The following is a 21,743-nucleotide window of genomic DNA, read 5'->3' as shown; positions in this document are numbered from 1 at the left end:
AACGGATTTTTAAATATTTTAGCTCATAATTTACCAATTTTTAATAAAATGGATTCCTGCTCCCGGATTAGACTTTTACTAAGCGAAAAGACGATAAAAAACAGACAGTAATTGTCTTATTGAACGACAATTATGTCTGTTTTCCTAAACTGTTTTTAAGCAGCAATTGATTTATTATTGTTTTTAATCCTAGTACCAACAAACAACCAAATGACAAATAATACTAAAATTAGTTGTGGGATGATACTTTCTAGGGAAGGATAAATCCCTAATTTAGGTATAGTTGGCAAAATAGTACTCATATGATCAGGCAAATAGCCAATTCCTTGTAATGCATGTATGCTTTGACCGATGAATTTAAACGTCAAGTAATAAATACATAAACTTGCAATTGTAAAAAACGGCTTTAACGGAATAAATTTACTTCCTTTTAAGATGAACATTCCAATTATAACAAGTAAAATGATTCCACCTGCAAAACCAGTAAGCAATTCTTTTGTTGTAATTGAAGTACTCATACCAATATAAAATACGACCGTTTCGGCACCTTCTCTAAATACTGCAAAAAATGAAAGTAAGCTTAATGAAAGGATTCCTCCGCCCGCAATTGCAGCTTTTGCTTTTTCCTTCATCTTACTACCATATTCTTGTTGACGAGATTGTTTATGTAGCCATAACCCAACTGTTAACATGAAAACAACCGCAATCAGACCAGAAATTCCTTCAATTAATTGATTACTAATTCCAGCTGAGATACTTGATAATAAAAACTTGAATAATAAACCAGCTACTAAACTAGCTAAAATACCAAAAGCACCACCAACAAAAATCCACTTACGTGCTGACTCTTGTTTACCTTTTGACACTAACGCTAGTAAAGCTGAAATAATAATTAAAGCTTCTAAACCTTCACGGAATACAATAGTCCCGGCATCAAACATCGTATAAGATGTTTTCTTCGTAGCTAAATTTAAATTCTGTTGAATCTGTTTTAATGTTTTCAACGTTGAAGCAGATTTAGGCTTTTCTGTTAACCTAGTTAATGCAATGGAAGTATCATTTTCAATCTTTTTATATAATTCCATTGAATTTGATTGAACGATTACTTCAACATAAGGCCAATCTTGTATAAAATCATTAAATGTAGCCTGTGCCTTTTCTATATCATTTGATTCGACAGAATTGATTGTTTGATTGAGTAGTTTTATAGCTTTCTCTATACTCACTTCTTTCGTTGAGTCACTACTTGGATTATTCATTACATCAATTAATTTAGTAAAAGAATCATTTACTTTAGTAGTTGAAGGATTATCAGTAAACAATGTTGACCTCGAAGTAATCATATTTGCTTCAATTGAACCATAAAAACCACTGTTAGCTCTTCTTATATCATTTTCAACTTTAGACCATTCGATTTCAAAAAGCTTATATTCTGATTGCGCTTTTGCCCAATTCGATTCATTTGATAAAGTTTTAATATTATTTAAATGAGATACTAGTTTAGTAAGATTAATTTGAGATAGATCTTTTTTATCATTCGTCTTTTCAATCCACTTTTCAGTTTCAAAAGCTACTGCTCGAATATCATCTTTTACTGCAGCAAGATCATTTTGATCAATATCTTTAATCGCTTGGTCAACTAGTTTATTTAATTTTGAAGTTTTTTTCTCATTTTTAATTAAATCTTTAATCGCTACTAAATCTGTTTTAACTTTCTCTTTTTCACCATTTTTAACTTCTGTTAATGAGTTACCAATATGCGAAAGTACTTGTTCTTGAAGATCAGTTTCAGCAAATGTTTTATGAAACGGACTAATTATTAAACTTAAAAATAGTAAACTAGCTATTAAAAATATATTTTTATTCATACAATTCACCTAAAGTAATCCTTCACCAATATAGCTTCCGTTCTTAACCCCTGGGAAGCATGCAAAAACTGCACTACCATTATGTTCGATGTATTCGTTTAATAAATCCATTTTCGCTAATTTATCTTGCATGGGAATAAATTGTTTTTCTAGGTCTCTTTGGAAACTAACAAATAGTAACCCTGCATCTAATTTTCCTGTTTGAATATCAAGTCCGTCTGTGTATGAATAAGATCTTCTTAAAATTTTAATTTTTCCTTTACCTCTTGCTAAGGCAACATGTGAATCTGCAGGAATCAGTAATTTCCCATTATCATCTGTTTTCTTTAAATCTAGTTTAGCAAATTCATCTTTTTCGCCAATTGGTGCACCAGTTGCTCTATGACGTCCAAATGTTTGTTCCTGATCTTGTAATGAACTTCGATCCCATTCCTCAACACGGATACGAATACGTCTTGCAACTAGATATGAACCACCAGTTAGCCAAGCTGGACCATCGCCATTTTGTACCCAAACATGTGTATTCATTTCTTTTTCATCTTTTGTATCTGGATTTGCAGTACCGTCCTTAAAGCCCATGAGGTTTCTTGGCGTGCTACCAGATGGATCCGCTCCAGATGAGCGTTGGAAGCCATGCTGCATCCATTTTATACTAACCGTTCCACGGCCAAGACGAATCAAGTTTCTTACACCATGAAAGGCAACTTGTTGATCGTTTGCACAAACCTGAACTACGATGTCTCCACCGTTCCATTCCTCTCTTAAATCATCACCAGTGAAATGAGGTAAATCTTTTAACCCAGGTGGTCTACTTGATTGAATGGATAATCGGTCAAAAAATGAAGGGCCAACACCAAATGTAAACGTAAGCTTCATTGGTTGTAAATCAGTTGCTTCACCCGTATCAATTGGTGGTGAAGAAGGATATTCAGAATCACCTAGTTCCTTTCCTTCACTCATTAAAGCCGCCGCTTCAGTCCATTTTTTAAACATTGTTTTGACATCTGCTTTTGAAGTAGTTTCTAGTTTAAAAGACGCCAAATATATAAAATCTTGAGCAGGAGTTGTAATTCCTTGCTGGTTCTTACCATAAAACGGAAGAATCTCTCTTTCATCCGCTTTAGCTGGTGAAAAGAAATTAGTTACTTTTTCAGTAGCTGCTTCAATTCCAGTAGCACCAATAAGGATACCAGCACCACCAACTCCAATAAGTTTTAATGCATCTCTTCTAGAAACTTTATTTGTTTCTAATTTTTTCATATTATTTAACCCCTAAAGTTGACCCAACTTGTGAAATCGGTTCTGCTAATGCATCTACTTGTTGAGCTAATTTTTTTACTTCATCTTCTTTTAACTGTTTGTAATCAACATACTGATCACCTTTTTTATAAGTATTTAAAGTTGTAATTAATTCATTAAATCTAGTTTCAATTGTAGAAGCTAATTCAGCATCTTTTGCTTTTAATTTATCAGATAATAATTGAACGATTTTTTCTGAACCTTCCACGTTTGCTGCAAAATCAGCCAAATCAGTATGAGAATATCGCTCTTCTTCACCTGTTACTTTTGAAGATGAAACTTCATTTAATAATTCCACAGGACCAGTTACAAATAATACAGGATCAATTTCAGCTGTTTCTACTTTTGCTCTTAAGTAGTTAGCATCCTTCATAAGTTGTTCTGTATATTTTTCTAAACCTTTTGTTGTATTTTGAGTCCAAAGAACTTGCTCAATTTTATGGAAACCAGTCCATTCATTTGCAGGTACATCACCTTCACGTGCATCAATCTTTGGATCTAAATCACCGAATGATTCTGCTACTGGTTCAATTCTCTCGAAATAAGAACGACTAATTGGATATAGACGTTTTGCTTCTGCCATGTTTCCTGCATTGATTGCATCAACAAACTTCTGAGTATTTGCTACGAACTCTTCCGTTTGAGAAACAACGAAATCTCTATAATTATTAATCTCTGAATCTAAATTTATTTTTGCTTCTACTTTTGATTCCTTTTTTACGTTACTTGCTTCTTCACTTTTTTGTGCACATCCTGCCATCATTAAACTTGTAGCAAGAGAAATTGCGATCATAGTAGTTTGCTTTTTCATGAAAATACCCCCGAAAAATCTAAATTAATTATATGTATTTCTTATTGATAACTATTTTCAATACCTATCATAATACAATTGATAAATATTTTCAATTAGATTTTCATAAAAAAATGACTGAAGCTTGTTCAGTCATTTTACGTTGTAGAGTCATATACAAAGTTACGAATCAAAATTTACGATTAAGTTCAATTGATGTTCGTACTTTTTAAGATTAATTCTTATATAATTATGTTATTACAGTTAACTAATCAACAGAATATAACCAGCATTATTCAATTTTAAATAATTTCGCTAAGTAAGCATTCACAAATATATTATTCTGATCTAATTGACGTCGAATAGCAAGAAAGTTTGATAATGAAGGATATGAATGATTTAATTTTTCTATATTCATTGAATGCATTTTCCCCCAATGAGGTCTACCGTTATAGCTTTGAAGAATTTCCTCTATTCTATTAAAATACTCTTGATGAGGCATTCCTTTATACATATGGATTGCGATATATGCTGATGCTCTCATCGAGGCAGGACTTATTAAAAAATGATCACCTTTAACGAATCGACATTCGATTGGGAAATGCACATTAAATCGTTTATTTTTAATTTCTTCTTGAATTTCTAACGTTGCATCATTCATATATTGAGCTGGAATGCTATATTCCATCTCGTTAAATTTCACATGTCGAGTTGTTGAAAACAATTCATGACTAGGTCCAACCATCTTTGTATTTGGAACACTACTACCACAAATTTTACTAATTTGAGAACTACTTTTTGGATAGTTTCTACTAAACTCACTAAATAACCAAAATGCTTTATTTTCAATCGTTGCTACTTTCCATTTCTCAAATTTAAATGAATGCTTTTTCGTTCTAGTTTCATTCATTACCTTTATTTGAACATTGTTCGAATACGGAAATAAGTAAAACTCAAAATGTTCATTTTCCTTCTTCAAAATTGATAGTTTGCTATATAATTCATCCATTGCTATTTTATGACTCAAATAACGATATGTTTTAGCAGGCTTTATTCTAATTTTAAATTTAACAACGATCCCTAGTAATCCTAGCGAAACGCCAAGTGCCCTATAAATATCTGTATTTTTTGACTTTGAACAAACTAATATATCACCTGTTGGTAATACTACAGTCATCTCTTCAATTTGTGTAGATAATATTCCGTAATTAATCCCTGTTCCATGTGTCCCTGTTAAAAATGCACCTGCAATCGATTGAACATTAATATCCCCTAAATTTTCTTGTGAATAACCTGCTTCATATAATTCATTCCCTAATTGCTCAAGCTTAGTTCCAGCCCATACTTCGGCAATTTGTTCCTCTTTGTTAATTGAAATAATTCCTTGTAAATTGTCTAGTGATATTAAATAGTCGTTAGTTGAAATTAGTGGGGTAAATGAGTGACTTGAACCAACTACTCTTATTTTTTTATTTTCCAAGTTAGCTTTTTTTACGAGGTTAACAACTTCTTCAATCGATGATGGATACACTACTTGATTCGGACTGAATTTTACACTTCCAGACCAGTTTTTCCATAACATACTTTTCATAGGAAGCACCCCCTATCTCCTCTGTATGTAGTGAACCGGTCGATGATTTTATTTTTACTTACTACATATAAATGAGAAAAACGTTCAGCAATCTCACCAGACTTACTTGGTCTAAATAAAATTGCATCTCCTATTTTTAAATCTTCATGGCCTGAATAAAAAACTGGGGTTTGAACTTCACCAGCACCTTCTAGTGGCAATAAAGTACAATGATCTGGAGAAAATGGAGTTGGTAATTTTTCTTTTCCTACAGCACCCGAAGCAATAAACCCTCCACTTGTGCATGTAAAAATCTTATCCGATGGTTTTCGAATGATTGGTAAAGCAAAGCCAATTGCTGGTTGATATTGAAAATTCCTGTAATCATCAAATAATGTAGGAGCATAAAATCCTGATCCTACTGTCACTTCAGTAACCACTTTCTCTTTTGTCGTCGAGTGGAGACTTCCAGTACCTCCACCATTTACAAATTCAAGGTGATAACCATCTTTTTCAATGTATTTCACAATTTCTCTTCTTTTTTTCGCTATTTCCCCAAGTGATTTTTTCTTTAAAAACTGGATTATTTTATTTTTCAAAACCTTATTTTTGGCATCATCACCAACACCTGCAATTTGCGCTTCATATCCCATAATTCCTACTAAGCGCACATTCAATGATTGCAATATTTTTGTTAATAGAGGTACTAAATCTCTAGTTTCTTTAATCGGTGACCTTCTTACCCCAAAATGAAATCCTAAATATGAAGTACTCATGTCTACATCGATACAAAGTGGAATAACAACCTCATTTTTTACGGCGATCCTTTCAATCATACTAATCTGTTCAGTCTGATCTACCATACAAATGATTTTTTTACCCTTTTTTATTTGTGATGCAATTTTATTTAATCCGATTACATCAACTGTTGGATAACCAATTAATAAATTATCAAAACCATTTTCAGCAAGAAAATCTGCTTCATTAGGGTTATAACACATTAGCCCCTCATAACAATCGTTGCTCTCTAAAATATATTTTAAAACTTGTACACTACGAATGGATTTTGTAGCAATCCGTATTTTCTTACCGTTTGATTTAGTTGCAATATCATCCACATTTTGAACAAAAGCATCCCAATCTAAAAAAGCACATGGCATAGACAATTTGGAAAATACCGATCGATCGACCATTTATTCACCTATCCCGATAGCATTTTATTATTAATTTTATGCAGAAAATTATTTAATCAGAATAAAAAAAGCTACATAGAATAGTTTCTATGTAACTTTTAATAATCGATAAAGCCTTTTAATATTTGACATGTTAACGGACAATTCAATCTAGCAGATTTGCTTGATTGATTTAAACTTACTTTTGACAAAGGAATTCCATACCATAAAACTTCATTATCTATCATAATAAAAGGTTGAACTTGATCTTTTTTTATAAAACTTCTATTTTTTTGATTTTCATAATGAGACTCACTTATAAAGAGAATCGGTATCTCAACTTCATTGATCAGTTTTCGAATAGCCAATGACATCTCAGATAAATTTGGCATGGAAACAATTATTTTTTTCTTAGCATTTTTCAGGTCATTTACTAATTCATTTTTCAGATCGCTTGAATCATTTGAAAACAGTTTTAATCTCTTTGAAATACTCTTTGAAAAAAACTTTTCAAACTCTTCCATACTTACTTTGTATTCATTATCTATTTGAAAATGAATTAGCTTATTAATCGTCTTTTTTGAATTAGTTTTACTTTTTATAAATGGAATATCTGCAATATGAATAAATTTGCCTCGAGCTCTAGTTAAAGCAACATTAATTAATCTTTCACTGTTCTGATCTGTAAGCAGCAACCCAGGAGAATATTGTGGTTTCGTATCAACTGAATCAAAAATGATTACGTCACACTCCGCTCCTTGAAATCGGTGAACTGTTGCGATTTGTATTGGTAATTCTCGATATTTTGTTTTCCCGATTATTTCTTTATGGAGTGCCGTAAGTAATTTTGCTTGTGCTCTATATGGCGTAACAATTCCAATTGACTTGACCCCATCTACTATACTTGAAAGAATACATTGAATGGCAATAATCGCAGACCCTAAATTATATCTAGAATTCGTATTTGAATCTTTTAGGGCATAGCATTTTAGAAATTGCGAATTTATTAAACTATTTGCTTGCATTGGAAATGGTCTATGTTTTGCGATTTCCTGTCTTTTTTTAACAGATGGATGGTCAAACACTAACGAATGATAAATTTCATTATTTGTAAATCCAGAGATGGCCGGATGCATTCTCCTTTGTTGATTCAGTAAAACTAAATTAATTAATGGTTTTCCATTTTCAATTTTTTGGACAATTCCTGTATGATGAAACAAATCTTCTTGTAGCCATTTTTTAACATATTCATTATGAAAGCATGATGCAATTGGCGGTAATTGTTTAAAGTCTCCACAAACTACAATTCGTTTTCCTAATGTTGAAGCAAAGGCGATTTGTGGTGTATATGCCATACTGATTTCATCCACAATCACTAAATCAAATTGGCGTAAATAGATTAAAGGATCAATTGTACATTTAGAAATAGTTGTTCCAATCACTTTTGCTTGATCAATCAATTCTTTTTCTTTTTCACGAACTTCTCCACGTATTTTATTTAACTTATTTTGAATTTTACTCAAATCATCTAATTCTTTTTTTGATGCTGCACCTCTTCTGGCCTTCCTTAGCATCGAGTGTTTTCGTTCATCTAAATTTTCCAACTCATATTGATTTATACTTCCACTTACTTCAACAAGCTTTGAAGAAAGGACATCTTCATGTTGTAATAACACTTCATCTTTTGTATAACCATAGCGGACAACCTCTCCACTTTTCCATTTATCTTTTTGTTCTAATTCATGAATCACATTTTTCATTAATACATCGACTGCAGCATTAGAATGAGCAATTACTAAAACTGACTTCTTTTTTTCATAATGTTTTAAAATAATATTTGTTAAATTATAAGACTTACCAGTACCTGGTGGTCCCCATATATATGTTGTCGCATTATAAAACGAACGATAAATTAGTTCCTGCTTTGTTGAATAATCTTTCTTCATTTTACTTAAATGTTTAGCAGTAGAATCAGCATTCATCAGCTTCATAATTCTACTTTGTTTACTGCGATAATCTTTTATTTCCTCAAGTCTTTCAATTAATTGATCTAAAAGCTCCCATGGTTCATTAAAAAGTTCAGCAAATGGAATCGTCGAAGTAATTTTTTCATTTATTTTAATTTCAACTTGAGAGCCTTTAAATGACAATAATTCACCTTGATACTCTTGATTTTCTATTTTTATTCGAACCGGTGTTCCTTCTGGGACAAAAATTTCTGCATAAATCGTAAACAAAATAACCGTACTTTGTCCAATTTGATATAGCGGCGTCCCTTTTGAAAGCGTGTAACTTCTCCCACCATGAAATTTTAAATAATTTCGTTCGGCTTCAATTGCAGTTTGCCATTCTGTTATTAACTTTTTTACGTCGTTTAGTGTATTTACAATCATTTATTTCACCTTATTAACTTTGAAATTGATCGTTAAACATCTCTTTTTAGTCAGCGTTAGTGCGTTACTTTTTAATTTTTCAAATCCACTTAACACACACTTAACTATAATAGAAAGTTTAAACATTTTTAGTGATTTACTTATCATACACCAGTTCAAATAGTTTATTAAATGATTACACCCAATCTAATAAAATATAGTTGATTTTTTCAGTAATATTCACATTCTGTACCTATGACTCTACACAGATAAAAAAGGAGAATAATTTCATTTTGAAATCATTCCCCTATAATAGTATGTAAATATAAAAATATTTTCTTCAGTCGTATTAAACCTCAGATATCTTAGACCTTAGACCTTAGCTAAGCGTTTTTCAAAATCAGCCTTAAACAGCAGAATTCCATCAATATTTAGAGCAAAATCATGGTCACTGATATTAAAATTTGTGATAAATTCACCAGATCTCTCACGTACCATAATTGTCGGACGTATGTTATCTCCAATATCTTCCTGAGTTACACCACTTCCATAAAAATACCAGTTCGTTTCAGTAGGCTTATTTTCTGCATTTTTAGATAAGTCATTTTTTATTATTTCGCACATCGTAACCATGAAATCTTCATTAAGATTCATGATTTTTCCATAATCACTATTAACAGTTAGATCAGCATCCCCATACCAAATATTTCTACTTGTTCTCTGATTTTCATTTGAGGAATACGTTTCATCAAACAAATTTTTCATGATCAATACCTCCTTGTAAGGTAGTTTTAAATAGTATAAAGTGTTTATTTCCACATATTGTTAATTTTAATTTAAAATTAATGTCAAAAACAATACCAATACTACATCACTAATGTTTTCATAATTTTTTATTTAAATAATTCTCCTAAATAATACGGCATTTGTTTTCGCCACCACACCCAATCATGCGAAACATCCTCACCCCACTCATCAAACCAAGCTTCAATTTGTTTTTCTTTAAAAGCCTTTTTTAATGTAAAGTATGAAGGCAGTCCTTCTTGTTCCCAATCACCTAGCCCGGTGCAAATTATGATATCTGCTGAACGGTATCGATCAATAAACCAACCGTCATTTTGATTCCATATGTAATCACTTGGTGAATTTTGGTATACAAGAGGATCATTTCCGTAATCCCCAAAAAAGAAACGCACATCGTAAACACCGCTTAGTGCAACGGTTGTTTGGAAAACATCCGGATGCCTTAGGAAAAAGTTCAATGCATGATAGGCCCCCATACTACAGCCAGTTGTCATCATTGAATCAAACCAACCTGTTTTATGTTTAATAAAAGGAATAGCTTCTGAAATGACATATCGGTCATATGCTTCATGAGCTAATGCTCGATCATGTACCGATTTTGAGTCGTGTAGCCAACTTTCGCTATCGATCGTAGACAGTGTAAAAAACTGAACTTTGCCCGATTCAATAAAGTCACGGCACACATCAATCATTCCAAAATTATAGTATTCAAAATGCGTCCCCCCAGAGGAAGGAAAAACTAGGATTGGCATGCCACTGTGTCCATATCTGTTCAACTGCATTTCTCGTCCTAATTCCCCACTCCAATGGCTTAAATGTTCTATATTCATAGATAAATCTCCTATCTTTATACGTTTACAATGCTGCAATTTTTTCGTTCATGTACAAAACGTATGATTTCATCGACTTCTTCTTGAGAATCTGCATTAATCGCATAAAATTGATTTCCTTGTAGTTCAGCAAACGCATCTGGAATACGCTTTTCAAACTTCACTTGCCCACCAAATCGTTCATAAATTGCATTCGTATCATGGTTATACTCATACGCATCACGCTGGGTTATACCAACACAAAACTCGTTTTTAACATCGGGTTCCTTAAATTCTCCTCCTGTCACAATTGAGGCATACTGAGCAAATAAATCAATGGAGTACGCGAAATTGTACATATCAATCGTATAACCGCCAGCTAAGCGATTATTATATTCAAGTGCAACATAATCCCCATCTTCTAATTTAAAAAATTCAATATGGAAAAAGCGTTCTTTCATCCCAAAAGCTTTTACAATTGATTTACCATAATTTTCGAGCTTTGGATCAATCTCTTTTTGAATAATATAAGCTAAGTCCAACTGACCTTTTACAAGTTCTAGAGTTGGTACATTATATGTAAAACTTGTTTGGAAAACAATATTCCCTTTCTGATCAATTAAACCATCAAATGTACAAAGCGTTCCTCCTTCCACATATGGTTCAATGAAATACACATGTGTCTCATCCCATACTTCTTCAAAATGAAGTACAGCTTCTTTGGAGCATAATTTAAAGGTTGCAGCTGTTCCAACACCATTATCCGGTTTAGCAATAACAGGCAGTCCTAATTCATTAATGGCTTTCGTTAAATCATTTTTAGTTTTAACAACTTTTCCCTCTACAACTGGCACACCTGCTTTTTTAAACAGTTTTTTCATTTCAGATTTATATTTAACTTTTTTCAAATCACTTGGTTTATTACCGTATACATTAAATTGCTCACGTAGTTTGGCATCAAGTTCTAACCAGTATTCATTATTCGATTCAATGCGATCAATCGGACCATGTTTATAAAATAAAAATGCAACAGCCCGTTTCACTTCATCTAGATCTTCTAAATTATTCACTCGATAATATTCTGTTAATGCATTTTGTAATTTCGGACCTAATTGGTCATATGGCTCTTCACCAATACCTAATACATTAACCCCTGCGGCTTTTAAGCGATAAGCAAATGCCTGGAAATTCTCTGGATAATATGGAGAGATCAAAATATAATTCATAAATATGCTCCTTTCTTACTATCAAAAAATTTAATATTTATTTCACATTAAAATTAATGTAATTCTCTTTAAATAATGTAATAAGTATGTAAGTCAAATATCATTTTAGGGATTCATTCAAGACCAATTCTCACTTAAGAAGCGTAAACATTCTGGTAAGTGTTTTGCCCAAGCTTTTTCATCATGTACTTCATCTGCAAAAATATTTAAACAAATGTGATCAATAGGAATAGAACCTTTTATCAGTTGTTTATAATATTTAAGCGAGCAATCGATATAAGCTTGCTTCATATTTCCATACATGAATTGTCGATCAGTATCATCGCCTTCTTGGGTACCAACTTGAATATACACTCGTTGTTCGGGATCCAATTCTCTACTTGCAATAAATTGATCAAATGCTTTACTTGTAATCCAATTTGCTAAAGAAAAAATACCTAAACAACCAATTTGATTTTTATATTCAACACCCATAAATGCCGAAATATTCCCACCAAGTGAACTACCAATCACCGCTGTATGGTATTTATCCGATTTCGTTCGATATTGTTTATCGATAAACGGCTTAACGACTGTCATCACAAAATTAGCAAACTCCGCGCCTTTCCCACCTAATTCATAATCTTCAGGAAGTGGGCTTTCTGTAATTTTCCAAGGCGTATATTCATTAATTCGATCTTGTCCACCGTTATCAATCCCAACAACGATCATCTTCGGTAAATCAGGATTTCGTTTAATTGCTGGAATCACTTTCCATGAATACCCGCTATAAGATTCACTACTATAGAAAATATTTTGACCATCATGCATATAAACAACTGGATAATGTTGATCCTTGTCTTCTTCATAATTTTTCGGCAATAAAACACGCACGCGACGTTTTTCATTTTTATAAGACATTTGTAATTGATGTGTTTCTATTTTTAAATAAAAATAGGATTGATTCATTTTTAACTTCCTCGCTCCTTTGAACTTACTTGAAAAATACAACTTCTTAATGAATAAGTGATTGATTAATATAAATCACACGAAATGCCTAAAAAATTGTTTTTCAGCAGATACCTTATTGCCTGAAAAATTATTTTGTAATTAATTCAACGAAAATAGATTAGATTCCTTCTTGCACAATCATGTTAAAAAATGATATAGAGAATAATAGATAAATGAATATCCTCTTTTTCACACGAGAGATAGTTTACTAAGGAAATAAGGTTATAAAATTAGCATTTTGAACAAGATTGGGAATTTAGATGATGAACAAACCGTTCAATTTTAAGGTTTAGATAAAAATTTCTGAATTAAATAGAGTTAACAGATTAAAATGGGGGTAAGAAGAAATGATCAGAGAAGCTACTCAACATGATTTAACAGATATTTTAGAGATCTATAACGATGCCGTACTTAATACAACTGCTGTTTATACATATAAACCTCAAACACTTGAGGGCAGACAAAATTGGTTTGAACAAAAGATGAATGAAGGATTTCCGATACTAGTCTTCGAACTTGACCAAAAAGTCGTTGGATTTGCTACATTCGGTCCTTTTAGAGCGTGGCCGGCTTATAAATATTCGATTGAGCATTCAGTTTATGTAAATAGTAACTACAGAAAAAAGGGGATTGCCACTTCATTAATGAAAGAATTAATCTCCATTGCCAAAGAAAGAGAGTACATGACTTTAATTGCTGGAATTGATGCAGATAATGAAAAAAGTATTGCTATGCATAAAAACTTAGGATTTGTCTATTCAGGCACAATTAAAAAAGCAGGCTATAAATTTAATAGATGGCTTGACTTGTCCTTTTATCAATTAGAACTTGGTGGACCAAAGAATCCTACAGAAGAATAATTTAGTAGTCTATTAGGGGTATGTTTTTGATCAAAACATACCCCCTCTAAATCGTTCTATTTTATCTCTAAAGCAAAAGCATAAAAGGCATCGCCATGTGATAAGTGCTTATCTTTTTTATCCACCCACCAAACTCCATATGAATAATAATATACTCCTTTATTAATAGGTGCTGAAAATTGATTCTTCACTAATAATATTTCACTTTCTTTATTATTATTGATTTGAGTTAAGTGGATTTCATTTGGTTTCGGAGTATATTTCATATTAATTTTAATGGTTTCTCCTGGTTTTACTTCAATCGGCTTTTTCCCCTCTAATAGATTGACCGGTCCTGCTGTATCAGCACATTCACCTTTTCCTTTCGTAATCCAACAATAAGAACCTAACTTTGTATCATAAGTTTGATTCTCTACTTGTACCATTGTTTTTGGAGGTTTATTACCTTTTAAACCATTATTTGCTGAACATCCAGTAAAAATGAGAAAGAAAAAAATTATCGCAACACTTAACAATTTTGACATAATGGCCACTCCCTCTTTTTTGGTTTAGATTTTAATTAATAGTCACTCTTTTTCAGTTTTTACAAACTTTAAGAAGGTACCGTCCTCTTGTTTTACAATCATGACTTTAGAGTCCTTACTCGATAAATAAATTTTATTGCCAACCTTTAACATATTAGAGGAAAAATTGACTTTTGGAATCGTATGATTATTAACAACTTCTTGAACTTCCCCAATTTGGTCTTTCAGTTTAACTTCCTTATTATGTAAAATTCCTTCAAACCGATACTCCGCCCCATTTACTATTAATAATCCAATACTAGCATCTGCAGAAATACTTGTAGATTCGTTTGTATTACCTATGTTTTCTATTCGATCCTTTTTCATAGGTGAGTTCATAAAAATGGTAATTGCTAACAACAATAAAATCCCAAGTGAGACGAACGATTTTCGAATTCGATTATCCCACCATTTGGAATTAGCTTTATTCCATATTTGATCAAATGTGACGGAAGGATTTTGTTGATCTAATTTCTTCTGAAGAGTTTGTTTAATCTCAGAAATAGGATTGTTTTCCACCATCAAGTTCTCTCCCTTTTCGTTTTTGTTCTACTTTAAACAATTCGTTTTTCGATAAACGATTTCTTAATTTTGTTAGTGCGTAATTAAGTCTTGATTTACATGTACCAATCGGAATATTTAGTGAGTCCGCCACTTCTTCTAATTTAAGTTCTAAATAATAATGAAGTACAATCACTTCCCTGCTCTTATTCGGTAATAAGTTTATTTCTTTCCATAGATGATCTTCCATTTCATTTTGTAAAATTGATTGTTCAACGTTTTTTTCGGCTAAAACATTATAATGAAAGCCGAAAAGTTTCTTAATTTTTTGTTTACGTAACATATTTCGTGTGATATTTACGGTTATTCGATAAATCCAAGGTTCAATTGGTTTTGTCTGATCAAATAGATGGAATTTTTTTATCATTCGAATGAACGTCTCTTGTGTAATATCATCTGCCAGTACGTTTGATTTTGTTAAAAAGTAAGCAGTCCGATACACAAATGACGAGTGATTATTAAATAATTCTTCTAAACAATCTTTGTCAATTCTTTCAGGCACTAGTTCTCCTCCTTTCACCACTCACCCTATATACACTTAAAAACAGATTATAGTTCGGTTTTTTTAAAATTTTTATCTAAAATGACTAAAAAAGTGTAGGAATAGTGTTAAAAACAGATGCAATTTTACGATTCCAAGTTTTTAAAATATTCATTCGATTAGTTATATAGTATGATAAGAATTAACTTAATTAAAGGTAGGTTTTTTAGAATGAAGGCAGTTCAAATTGATGAATCAAAGCATTTATTTATTGACGAATATCAAATGCCTCTTTTAGGTGAGAATGAACTACTTGTTAAAGTTCATGCTACGGCTATTAATCGAGCTGACTTACTTCAAAAACATGGTAAGTACCCTGTACCTAAAGGAGCTTCCCCGATTTTAGGTTTAGAGATGGCCGGGGTTGTCGAACAAGTTGGTGCTAATGTTACAAATTGGGAAATCGGAGATCGTGTTTGTAGCTTATTGCCAGGCGGAGGTTATGCGGAGTATGTTTCCATTCCTTCAGATTTAGCCATTTCAATTCCAGATCATTTTTCGTTCGAAGAGGCTGCCGCTATACCTGAAGTGTTTTTGACAGCTTACTTAAATTTATTTGAATTAGGTAGATTAAAAGAAAATGAAACTGTTTTAATTCATGCAGGGGCTAGTGGTGTTGGGACCGCTGCAATTCAGCTTGCAAGGGAATTTGGTGCAAGTTCAATCGTGACTGCTGGGAGTGACATGAAACTTGCAGCTTGTACTGATTTAGGTGCAAATTATGTGATTAACTATAAACAAGAAGATTTTAAATCTGTGGTCGGAAAAGTTACTAATGAAGTAGGTGTAGACGTCATTTTAGATTTTATTGGTGCATCCTATTTCCATCAAAACTTACAATCACTAAATACAAATGGTAGGCTCATTTTGATTGGTACAATGGGTGGGGTTAAAGTGAACGATATGAATCTATTACCATTATTGACAAAGAGAATTTCCATTATAGGTAGTACTTTGCGTTCACAAACACTTGAGCAAAAAATCTATTTAACGAATCAGTTCAAGAAAGATGTCTTACCACTTTTTACGAATCAGAAAATAAAACCGATTATCGATTCAGTGTATAGTTGGCATGAAGTGAATGAAGCTCATAGTCGAATGGAGAACAATTTAAATATCGGAAAAATAGTTTTAAAAATAGATTAATTATATAGAAGTCAAAGGGGATAATCATGGTACTATTCGGTTCAATTGTTAATGCGATCGCTATTATTTTTGGCTCTTTACTAGGCTTGTTTATTAAAAGAATTCCAGATCGAATGAAAAACCTAGTAACTCAGTCAATTTCTCTCGTAATTATCGTCATAGGATTTACTTTAGCTATGAAAACAAATCAAGTTCTAATCGTCGTTTTTAGCTTATCGCTAGGTGCAGTTGTAGGAGAATGGTTAGATCTCGAAAGTAAATTAGATCAATTAGGTCTATTCATCGAAAGTAAATTTCATTCTAAAAACGAAGGTTCAATTTCGAAAGGATTTGTTACATCGACTTTATTATTCTGTGTTGGAGCGATGGCTATACTTGGGGCATTAGATAGCGGACTTCGTCATAATCATGAAATCTTATATACAAAATCAATGATGGACGGATTTTTATCAATTATTTTAACTTCAACGCTTGGTATTGGCGTGTTACTCTCCGCTGTCCCAGTTTTAATCTATCAAGGATTCATTGCCATCTTTGCCTCATTTGTACCGAATCTTGTTACCCAGCATTTATTAAATTCAATTATTGCTGAAATTTCAGGTACAGGAGGAATTTTATTAATTGCTCTTGGTTTAAATTCATTAGGTTTAATTAAAATTAAAATCGGAAATATGTTACCGTCTATTTTATTTGCACTTATTATTGTTTGTTTCATACAGTTTTTCAAATAAGATTTATGTATTTTCTACAAACTAAAATGAGCCCTTTTACTGGGCTCATTTTTTAATCTAATTAATGAAATTTCTTTCTAAAATAACCTTTGTCTTTGTGATATAAGATTAACGCTATAATTAATACTACTGCAGCAATCCAAACAGCTTGATTCCCAATATATTTAGTGGAAAGACTTCCAAATAATGCGCCAAATGAAAAGGAAAGGATAATAACAAAAAACTCTTTAAATTTAGTTTTTGCTTCTTTGTCATGATTTACAAAGGCTGTATATGCTGCTTGTGAAGCAATTCTAATATTACCAGTTGTCATCGTTGAATTGTATGTCCATTTATCTAAATGGGTAAAAGTTGAAATTTGTAATGATGACACAAAGGAGATGCAAACTGTTACAACTAAATTAGGCACACTACTAGGTAATAATCCTACGATCAACAATACACAACATTCTAATAAGAGAATTGAACGTCTATAACTGTATAATAGTTCTCTTAACCGTGGATGTTTAACGGATTCTGCAACTAATACACCTAAAATAAAGGCTAGAATAGGTAGAATATAATCCACAGAGTTTTTCCATTTCCCAAATGATAGATTGATTGCCAAAAGAACAAGATTTCCTGTTTGTGCATTGGCAAATACACCATCTCTACTGATAAAAGTATACCCGTCTAAAAATCGACCTACTAAAGCTAATAATAATCCTAGATAAACTGAATTTGAAGATAATGATGGAATGATTTTTTGTTTAGATTTCAAACTAGTTCTCCTACTTCTATTACTAAGTTAGCTCAATCATAACACACTTATTATGTATAAAAATGTGAACAAAAATCCAACAAATACAATGAAAAAAGCAAAAAAAAGACGACCAAACCATACCTTTGATCATCTACTTCTTCTTATTTAATAATCTTAACCATATGATCCTCATCGTAAAATTCACCATTTACAAATAATGCTCTTTTTTCTGTACCAAAGCTTTCGAAGCCTACAGTTTTATAAAGTCTTTTTGCAGATTGATTTGATGAAATGACTGCCAGTTCAATTTGTAAAATTTCTTCAATCTCCATTGCATCTTGAATGGCTTGGCTTAAAACTTTTTTCCCTACACCTTTTCCTCGGTAATTTGGTGTAACATACATTCCCCAAATTGCTCCTTTATGCTTCATTTTTTCAGATCTTTTTTGGAAGAAGCCACAAACCCCAACAAGTACGCCTTTGTCAAATGCACCTATAATAAAATTATCAAACGTTTTAGGAAAATTATTTTTATGCTGTTCGAATGATTTTCTCTCATATTCAGCTAAACTTTCTCCGAATGCTTCTGGTGATAATGTTAATCCTTCACTTCTTAATCGAATAAAATCAGGTAAATCTTCAATTGTTAATTTTCGAATTTCCATATTTAATCTCCCTTCGAAGCTAAAAAAGCCTTAAATCAATTTACTTCATCTAAATATAACATATTATTCTGAAGTTTATGAATAAAAAAAGAACTGATCATATTCATTCACGATCAGTTCTTTCATTTTAAAAACAAACGATTGCAATCACTTTTCAACAGTCTGAAAGTTTAATAGAGACAAGTTTTAATTCAGTCATCTCTTGTATTGCATATTTTATGCCTTCTCTTCCATAACCACTTTCTTTTACGCCACCATAAGGCATTAAATCGACTCTAAATGTAGGAACATCATTTACAAGTACGCCTCCTACATGTAATTTCTTCGTTGCATATAGTGCTCTTTGTAAGTTGTTTGTATAGACACCAGCTTGTAATCCAAATCGACTATTGTTTACTTCTGTTATTGCTTCATCAAATTGTTCATATGAACCTATGACTACAACCGGGCCAAAAATTTCCTTACAAGATACATCACTGCTATTCTTTACGTTTGCCAAAATTGTTGGTTTATAAATTCGTTCATCTATACGATCGCCACCCGTTACTAGATCGGCTCCATCTTTAATTGATTGCTTTACCCATTCATCTATTCTAGCAACATCTTTTTTAGAAATCAGGGCACTAATATCTGTTTGAAGTTCTAAAGGAGAACCTATATTTAAAAGTTCAGTAGCATGTTTCATCTTCAATAGGAATTCATTATATAGTGTTTGGTGTACAAAAATTCTTTGTAAAGAAATACATACTTGGCCGTTATAAATAAAGGCTCCCCATACACAACGATTAATCAATTCATCAGTTAGCTGGACCCCTTCATCTATGATTAACGCTGAGTTTGATCCTAATTCTAATGTTACTTTTTTTAATCCTGCCTTGTTTTTTAATGCGATGCCGACTTCAGGACTACCGGTAAATGTGATTGCTTTCACGTCAGAATGTTTTACTAACGCATCACCGATTTCGGATCCCTTTCCAGTAATTAGGTTAAACGCACCTTTAGGTAAATCCGTTTTATCGATCATTTCAGCTAATGCAATAGCAGAAAGCGGAGTTTGACTAGCAGGTTTTAAAACAATTGTATTTCCTGCAGCAATTGCTGGACCAACTTTATGTGCGACTAAATTAAATGGAAAATTAAACGGGGTAATTGCACCAATAACTCCAACTGGCTCTCTGACAGTATATGTGACTCGACCTTCACCACCTGCTACTGCATCAAGAGGGATTGTTTCACCGTATATTCTTTTTGCTTCTTCAGCGGCTATTTTATAAGTTGCAATCGTTCGATCAATTTCACCTAAAGCAGCTTTTAGTGGTTTGGATGCTTCTAATGCTAAAATCTCAGCAAGTTTTGAACGATTTTGTTTAAACTGGTCAACTAATTGCTCTAGAATGATACTTCTCTCATATGAGCTCAAGCTTTCCATTTTAGTTTTCGCGTTATTTGCCGATCTAATTGCTTCTTCTAAATTCTCGATCGTTGCGACTGGTATTTCGGCTAAAACTTCACCAGAATGAGGGGCAACAAGTTTTTCATATTTAACCCCTTCCACCCAAGTTCCATCTATATAAAATTGCTTTTTCATTCTACTTCACCTCTGTTACAAGCTGACTAGCAACTTGATCTATTGATTGTTTTATAATATCTAATCCTTCATTTAATTCATCGTCAGAAATAATTAAAGGTGTTAAGAAACGAAGAACATTACTATGAACACCTGCGCTAAGAATAATGACTCCATTTTCACAACATTTTTTTGTTAATGCTGCAACAAACTCTTTTGCTGGTTGACCAGAATTAGGATCTATAAATTCGATTCCTACCATCGCTCCTAGTCCCCTAACATCATAAATAATTGGAAAATCATTCTTCAACTGATCAAAAAATGATCTAATTTTTTCTCCAATCGATCTAGCTCGAATCCATAATTTTTCACTTTCAATTTTTTCAATCACCTCAAGCGCTGCTACACAACCTAAAGGACTTCCGCCATAAGTTCCACCTAATTCACCAGGTGATGCCGCATCCATTATTTTTGAACAACCAGTCACTGCACTAATTGGTACACCTGCTGCAATTGATTTTGACATCGTGATTAAATCTGGTTCAATTTCAAAAATCGTTGATGCAAACAATTCACCCGTTCGCCCAAATCCTGTTTGAATTTCATCCGCTATAAACAAAATTCCATGTGACTTACAAATAGTATAGATTTCTTTTACAAATTTCTTTGGTGGAACAATAAATCCTCCTTCTCCTTGTACAGGCTCCATAATAACCGCAGCCACTTCTTCTGGTGACACATCTGTTAACAGAAAATCCTTAAATTGAGAAATACAAAAATTAATATATTCTTCTTCAGATAACTCTTTTGGTCTATTTGATAAATAAGGGAATTTAGCTTTATATGTAGCCGGAGCAAATGGTCCCATTTTATATTTATATGGTTTTACTTTACTTGTTAAAGACATTCCTAATAATGTTCGACCATGAAATCCTCGTGTAAACGAAATAATTCCTGAACGACCAGTGTACTTCCTCGCAATTTTAACGGCATTTTCAACTGCTTCAGCACCACTATTTAATAGAATTGTTTTTTTCGCAAAATCGCCAGGCGTTATTTCAGTTAATTTTTTAGCTAAATCAATATATGGCTTATACATTCCTACATGAAAGCAAGAGTGGATTAATCGCTCCGACTGATTTTTAATCGCTTGTACTACATTCTTTGGCGTATGTCCGACATTTAAAGTACCAATTGCTCCAGCAAAATCTAAAAATTTATTTCCATCAACATCCTCAACGATTGTACCGTTTGCTTTTTCTACAAAAACAGGCGTATTATTTCCAACACCATTTGGCACAAACTCATTCCGTAATTCAATGAGTTCTTTTCCCTTTGGCCCTGGAACACCTGCTGAGACATTAACAAATTTGCGATTATTGCTCATGCTAACTCTCCCTCTCATCAATATAATTTCATTTAAAATCTATGAATTTAGTAAATTATTAGCTTCATTACTAATATACT

At 32.4% G+C, this 21,743-nt stretch carries 20 protein-coding genes; 3 read left to right on the top strand and 17 right to left on the bottom strand.

Translation table 11 applies throughout. From position 1 onward, the window contains the following. Positions 1-155: 155 nt before the first annotated feature. The 10 genes from ACSBO6_RS09370 to ACSBO6_RS09325 all read right to left on the bottom strand — a co-directional run bounded on the left by ACSBO6_RS09370 (position 156) and on the right by ACSBO6_RS09325 (position 12,858). On the bottom strand, positions 156-1,868 hold the full coding sequence (locus tag ACSBO6_RS09370) for an FTR1 family iron permease (RefSeq protein ID WP_498844534.1): 1,713 nt from the start codon (positions 1,866-1,868) through the stop codon (positions 156-158). A gap of 9 nt (positions 1,869-1,877) precedes the next feature. Further along, the gene (gene efeB, locus ACSBO6_RS09365; RefSeq protein ID WP_498844533.1) at positions 1,878-3,128 is read right to left on the bottom strand and encodes an iron uptake transporter deferrochelatase/peroxidase subunit; all 1,251 of its coding nucleotides are present in this window, start codon (positions 3,126-3,128) and stop codon (positions 1,878-1,880) included. 1 nt (position 3,129) lies between these two features. Further along, a complete protein-coding gene (efeO, locus tag ACSBO6_RS09360; protein ID WP_098848137.1) occupies positions 3,130-3,978 on the bottom strand; it encodes an iron uptake system protein EfeO in 849 nt (282 codons plus the stop codon). Between the two features lie 271 nt (positions 3,979-4,249). Continuing rightward, complete coding sequence (locus ACSBO6_RS09355; RefSeq protein ID WP_498844532.1) at positions 4,250-5,557, bottom strand: D-arabinono-1,4-lactone oxidase; 1,308 nt, start codon at positions 5,555-5,557, stop codon at positions 4,250-4,252. Next, complete coding sequence (locus ACSBO6_RS09350) at positions 5,545-6,720, bottom strand: amino acid deaminase/aldolase (RefSeq protein WP_098848133.1); 1,176 nt, start codon at positions 6,718-6,720, stop codon at positions 5,545-5,547. Before ACSBO6_RS09350 ends, ACSBO6_RS09355 begins: the two co-directional genes overlap by 13 nt. A 98-nt stretch (positions 6,721-6,818) precedes the next feature. After that, positions 6,819-9,092 carry an AAA domain-containing protein gene (locus tag ACSBO6_RS09345; RefSeq protein ID WP_498844531.1) on the bottom strand — a complete coding sequence of 758 codons (2,274 nt, stop codon included), beginning with the start codon at positions 9,090-9,092 and terminating at the stop codon, positions 6,819-6,821. 351 nt (positions 9,093-9,443) lie between these two features. Beyond that, on the bottom strand, positions 9,444-9,836 hold the full coding sequence (locus tag ACSBO6_RS09340; RefSeq protein ID WP_498844530.1) for a hypothetical protein: 393 nt from the start codon (positions 9,834-9,836) through the stop codon (positions 9,444-9,446). Positions 9,837-9,964: 128 nt separating this feature from the next. Next, positions 9,965-10,705: an esterase family protein gene (locus ACSBO6_RS09335; RefSeq protein ID WP_098848126.1), complete on the bottom strand. Its 741-nt coding sequence runs from the start codon at positions 10,703-10,705 to the stop codon at positions 9,965-9,967. Between the two features lie 17 nt (positions 10,706-10,722). Beyond that, a complete protein-coding gene (locus tag ACSBO6_RS09330) occupies positions 10,723-11,910 on the bottom strand; it encodes an ATP-grasp domain-containing protein (protein ID WP_098848124.1) in 1,188 nt (395 codons plus the stop codon). 117 nt (positions 11,911-12,027) lie between these two features. Continuing rightward, entirely contained in the window at positions 12,028-12,858 is an 831-nt protein-coding gene (locus ACSBO6_RS09325; protein ID WP_098848122.1) for an alpha/beta hydrolase, read from the bottom strand. Between the two features lie 389 nt (positions 12,859-13,247). Between ACSBO6_RS09325 and ACSBO6_RS09320 the strand changes: the two genes are divergently transcribed. Further along, complete coding sequence (locus ACSBO6_RS09320) at positions 13,248-13,760, top strand: GNAT family N-acetyltransferase (protein ID WP_098848120.1); 513 nt, start codon at positions 13,248-13,250, stop codon at positions 13,758-13,760. A gap of 56 nt (positions 13,761-13,816) precedes the next feature. On the opposite strand, the gene ACSBO6_RS09315 is transcribed toward ACSBO6_RS09320, so the two are convergent. Genes ACSBO6_RS09315 through ACSBO6_RS09305 form a run of 3 tightly spaced genes read right to left on the bottom strand, consistent with a single transcriptional unit; the run spans position 13,817 to position 15,386 of the window. Next, positions 13,817-14,284 carry a hypothetical protein gene (locus tag ACSBO6_RS09315; RefSeq protein ID WP_498844529.1) on the bottom strand — a complete coding sequence of 156 codons (468 nt, stop codon included), beginning with the start codon at positions 14,282-14,284 and terminating at the stop codon, positions 13,817-13,819. 42 nt (positions 14,285-14,326) lie between these two features. Further along, positions 14,327-14,845: a hypothetical protein gene (locus ACSBO6_RS09310; RefSeq protein WP_498844528.1), complete on the bottom strand. Its 519-nt coding sequence runs from the start codon at positions 14,843-14,845 to the stop codon at positions 14,327-14,329. Beyond that, positions 14,820-15,386, bottom strand: a complete 567-nt coding sequence (locus ACSBO6_RS09305) for an RNA polymerase sigma factor (RefSeq protein WP_098848114.1) — start codon at positions 15,384-15,386, stop codon at positions 14,820-14,822. Before ACSBO6_RS09305 ends, ACSBO6_RS09310 begins: the two co-directional genes overlap by 26 nt. Before the next feature lie 210 nt (positions 15,387-15,596). Here ACSBO6_RS09305 and ACSBO6_RS09300 point away from each other — a divergent pair, with 210 nt between their 5' ends. Both ACSBO6_RS09300 and ACSBO6_RS09295 read left to right on the top strand, forming a co-directional pair. Beyond that, positions 15,597-16,571 carry an NAD(P)H-quinone oxidoreductase gene (locus ACSBO6_RS09300; protein WP_098848112.1) on the top strand — a complete coding sequence of 325 codons (975 nt, stop codon included), beginning with the start codon at positions 15,597-15,599 and terminating at the stop codon, positions 16,569-16,571. A gap of 26 nt (positions 16,572-16,597) precedes the next feature. Continuing rightward, positions 16,598-17,302, top strand: a complete 705-nt coding sequence (locus ACSBO6_RS09295; protein ID WP_098848110.1) for a DUF554 domain-containing protein — start codon at positions 16,598-16,600, stop codon at positions 17,300-17,302. Positions 17,303-17,363: 61 nt separating this feature from the next. On the opposite strand, the gene ACSBO6_RS09290 is transcribed toward ACSBO6_RS09295, so the two are convergent. From ACSBO6_RS09290 to gabT, 4 genes are all read right to left on the bottom strand, one after another. After that, complete coding sequence (locus ACSBO6_RS09290) at positions 17,364-18,062, bottom strand: YoaK family protein (protein ID WP_498844527.1); 699 nt, start codon at positions 18,060-18,062, stop codon at positions 17,364-17,366. 143 nt (positions 18,063-18,205) lie between these two features. Next, positions 18,206-18,709 carry a GNAT family N-acetyltransferase gene (locus ACSBO6_RS09285; protein WP_098848107.1) on the bottom strand — a complete coding sequence of 168 codons (504 nt, stop codon included), beginning with the start codon at positions 18,707-18,709 and terminating at the stop codon, positions 18,206-18,208. A gap of 154 nt (positions 18,710-18,863) precedes the next feature. After that, a complete protein-coding gene (locus ACSBO6_RS09280; protein ID WP_098848105.1) occupies positions 18,864-20,297 on the bottom strand; it encodes an aldehyde dehydrogenase family protein in 1,434 nt (477 codons plus the stop codon). 1 nt (position 20,298) lies between these two features. Continuing rightward, positions 20,299-21,663: a 4-aminobutyrate--2-oxoglutarate transaminase gene (gabT, locus tag ACSBO6_RS09275; RefSeq protein ID WP_098848104.1), complete on the bottom strand. Its 1,365-nt coding sequence runs from the start codon at positions 21,661-21,663 to the stop codon at positions 20,299-20,301. Positions 21,664-21,743: the final 80 nt, after the last annotated feature.

The sequence above is a fragment of the Bacillus sp. AL-1R genome (assembly GCF_052180195.1).
Lineage (GTDB): Bacteria > Bacillota > Bacilli > Bacillales > Bacillaceae_G > Gottfriedia.
This window is presented reverse-complemented; position numbering and strand designations above follow the sequence as displayed.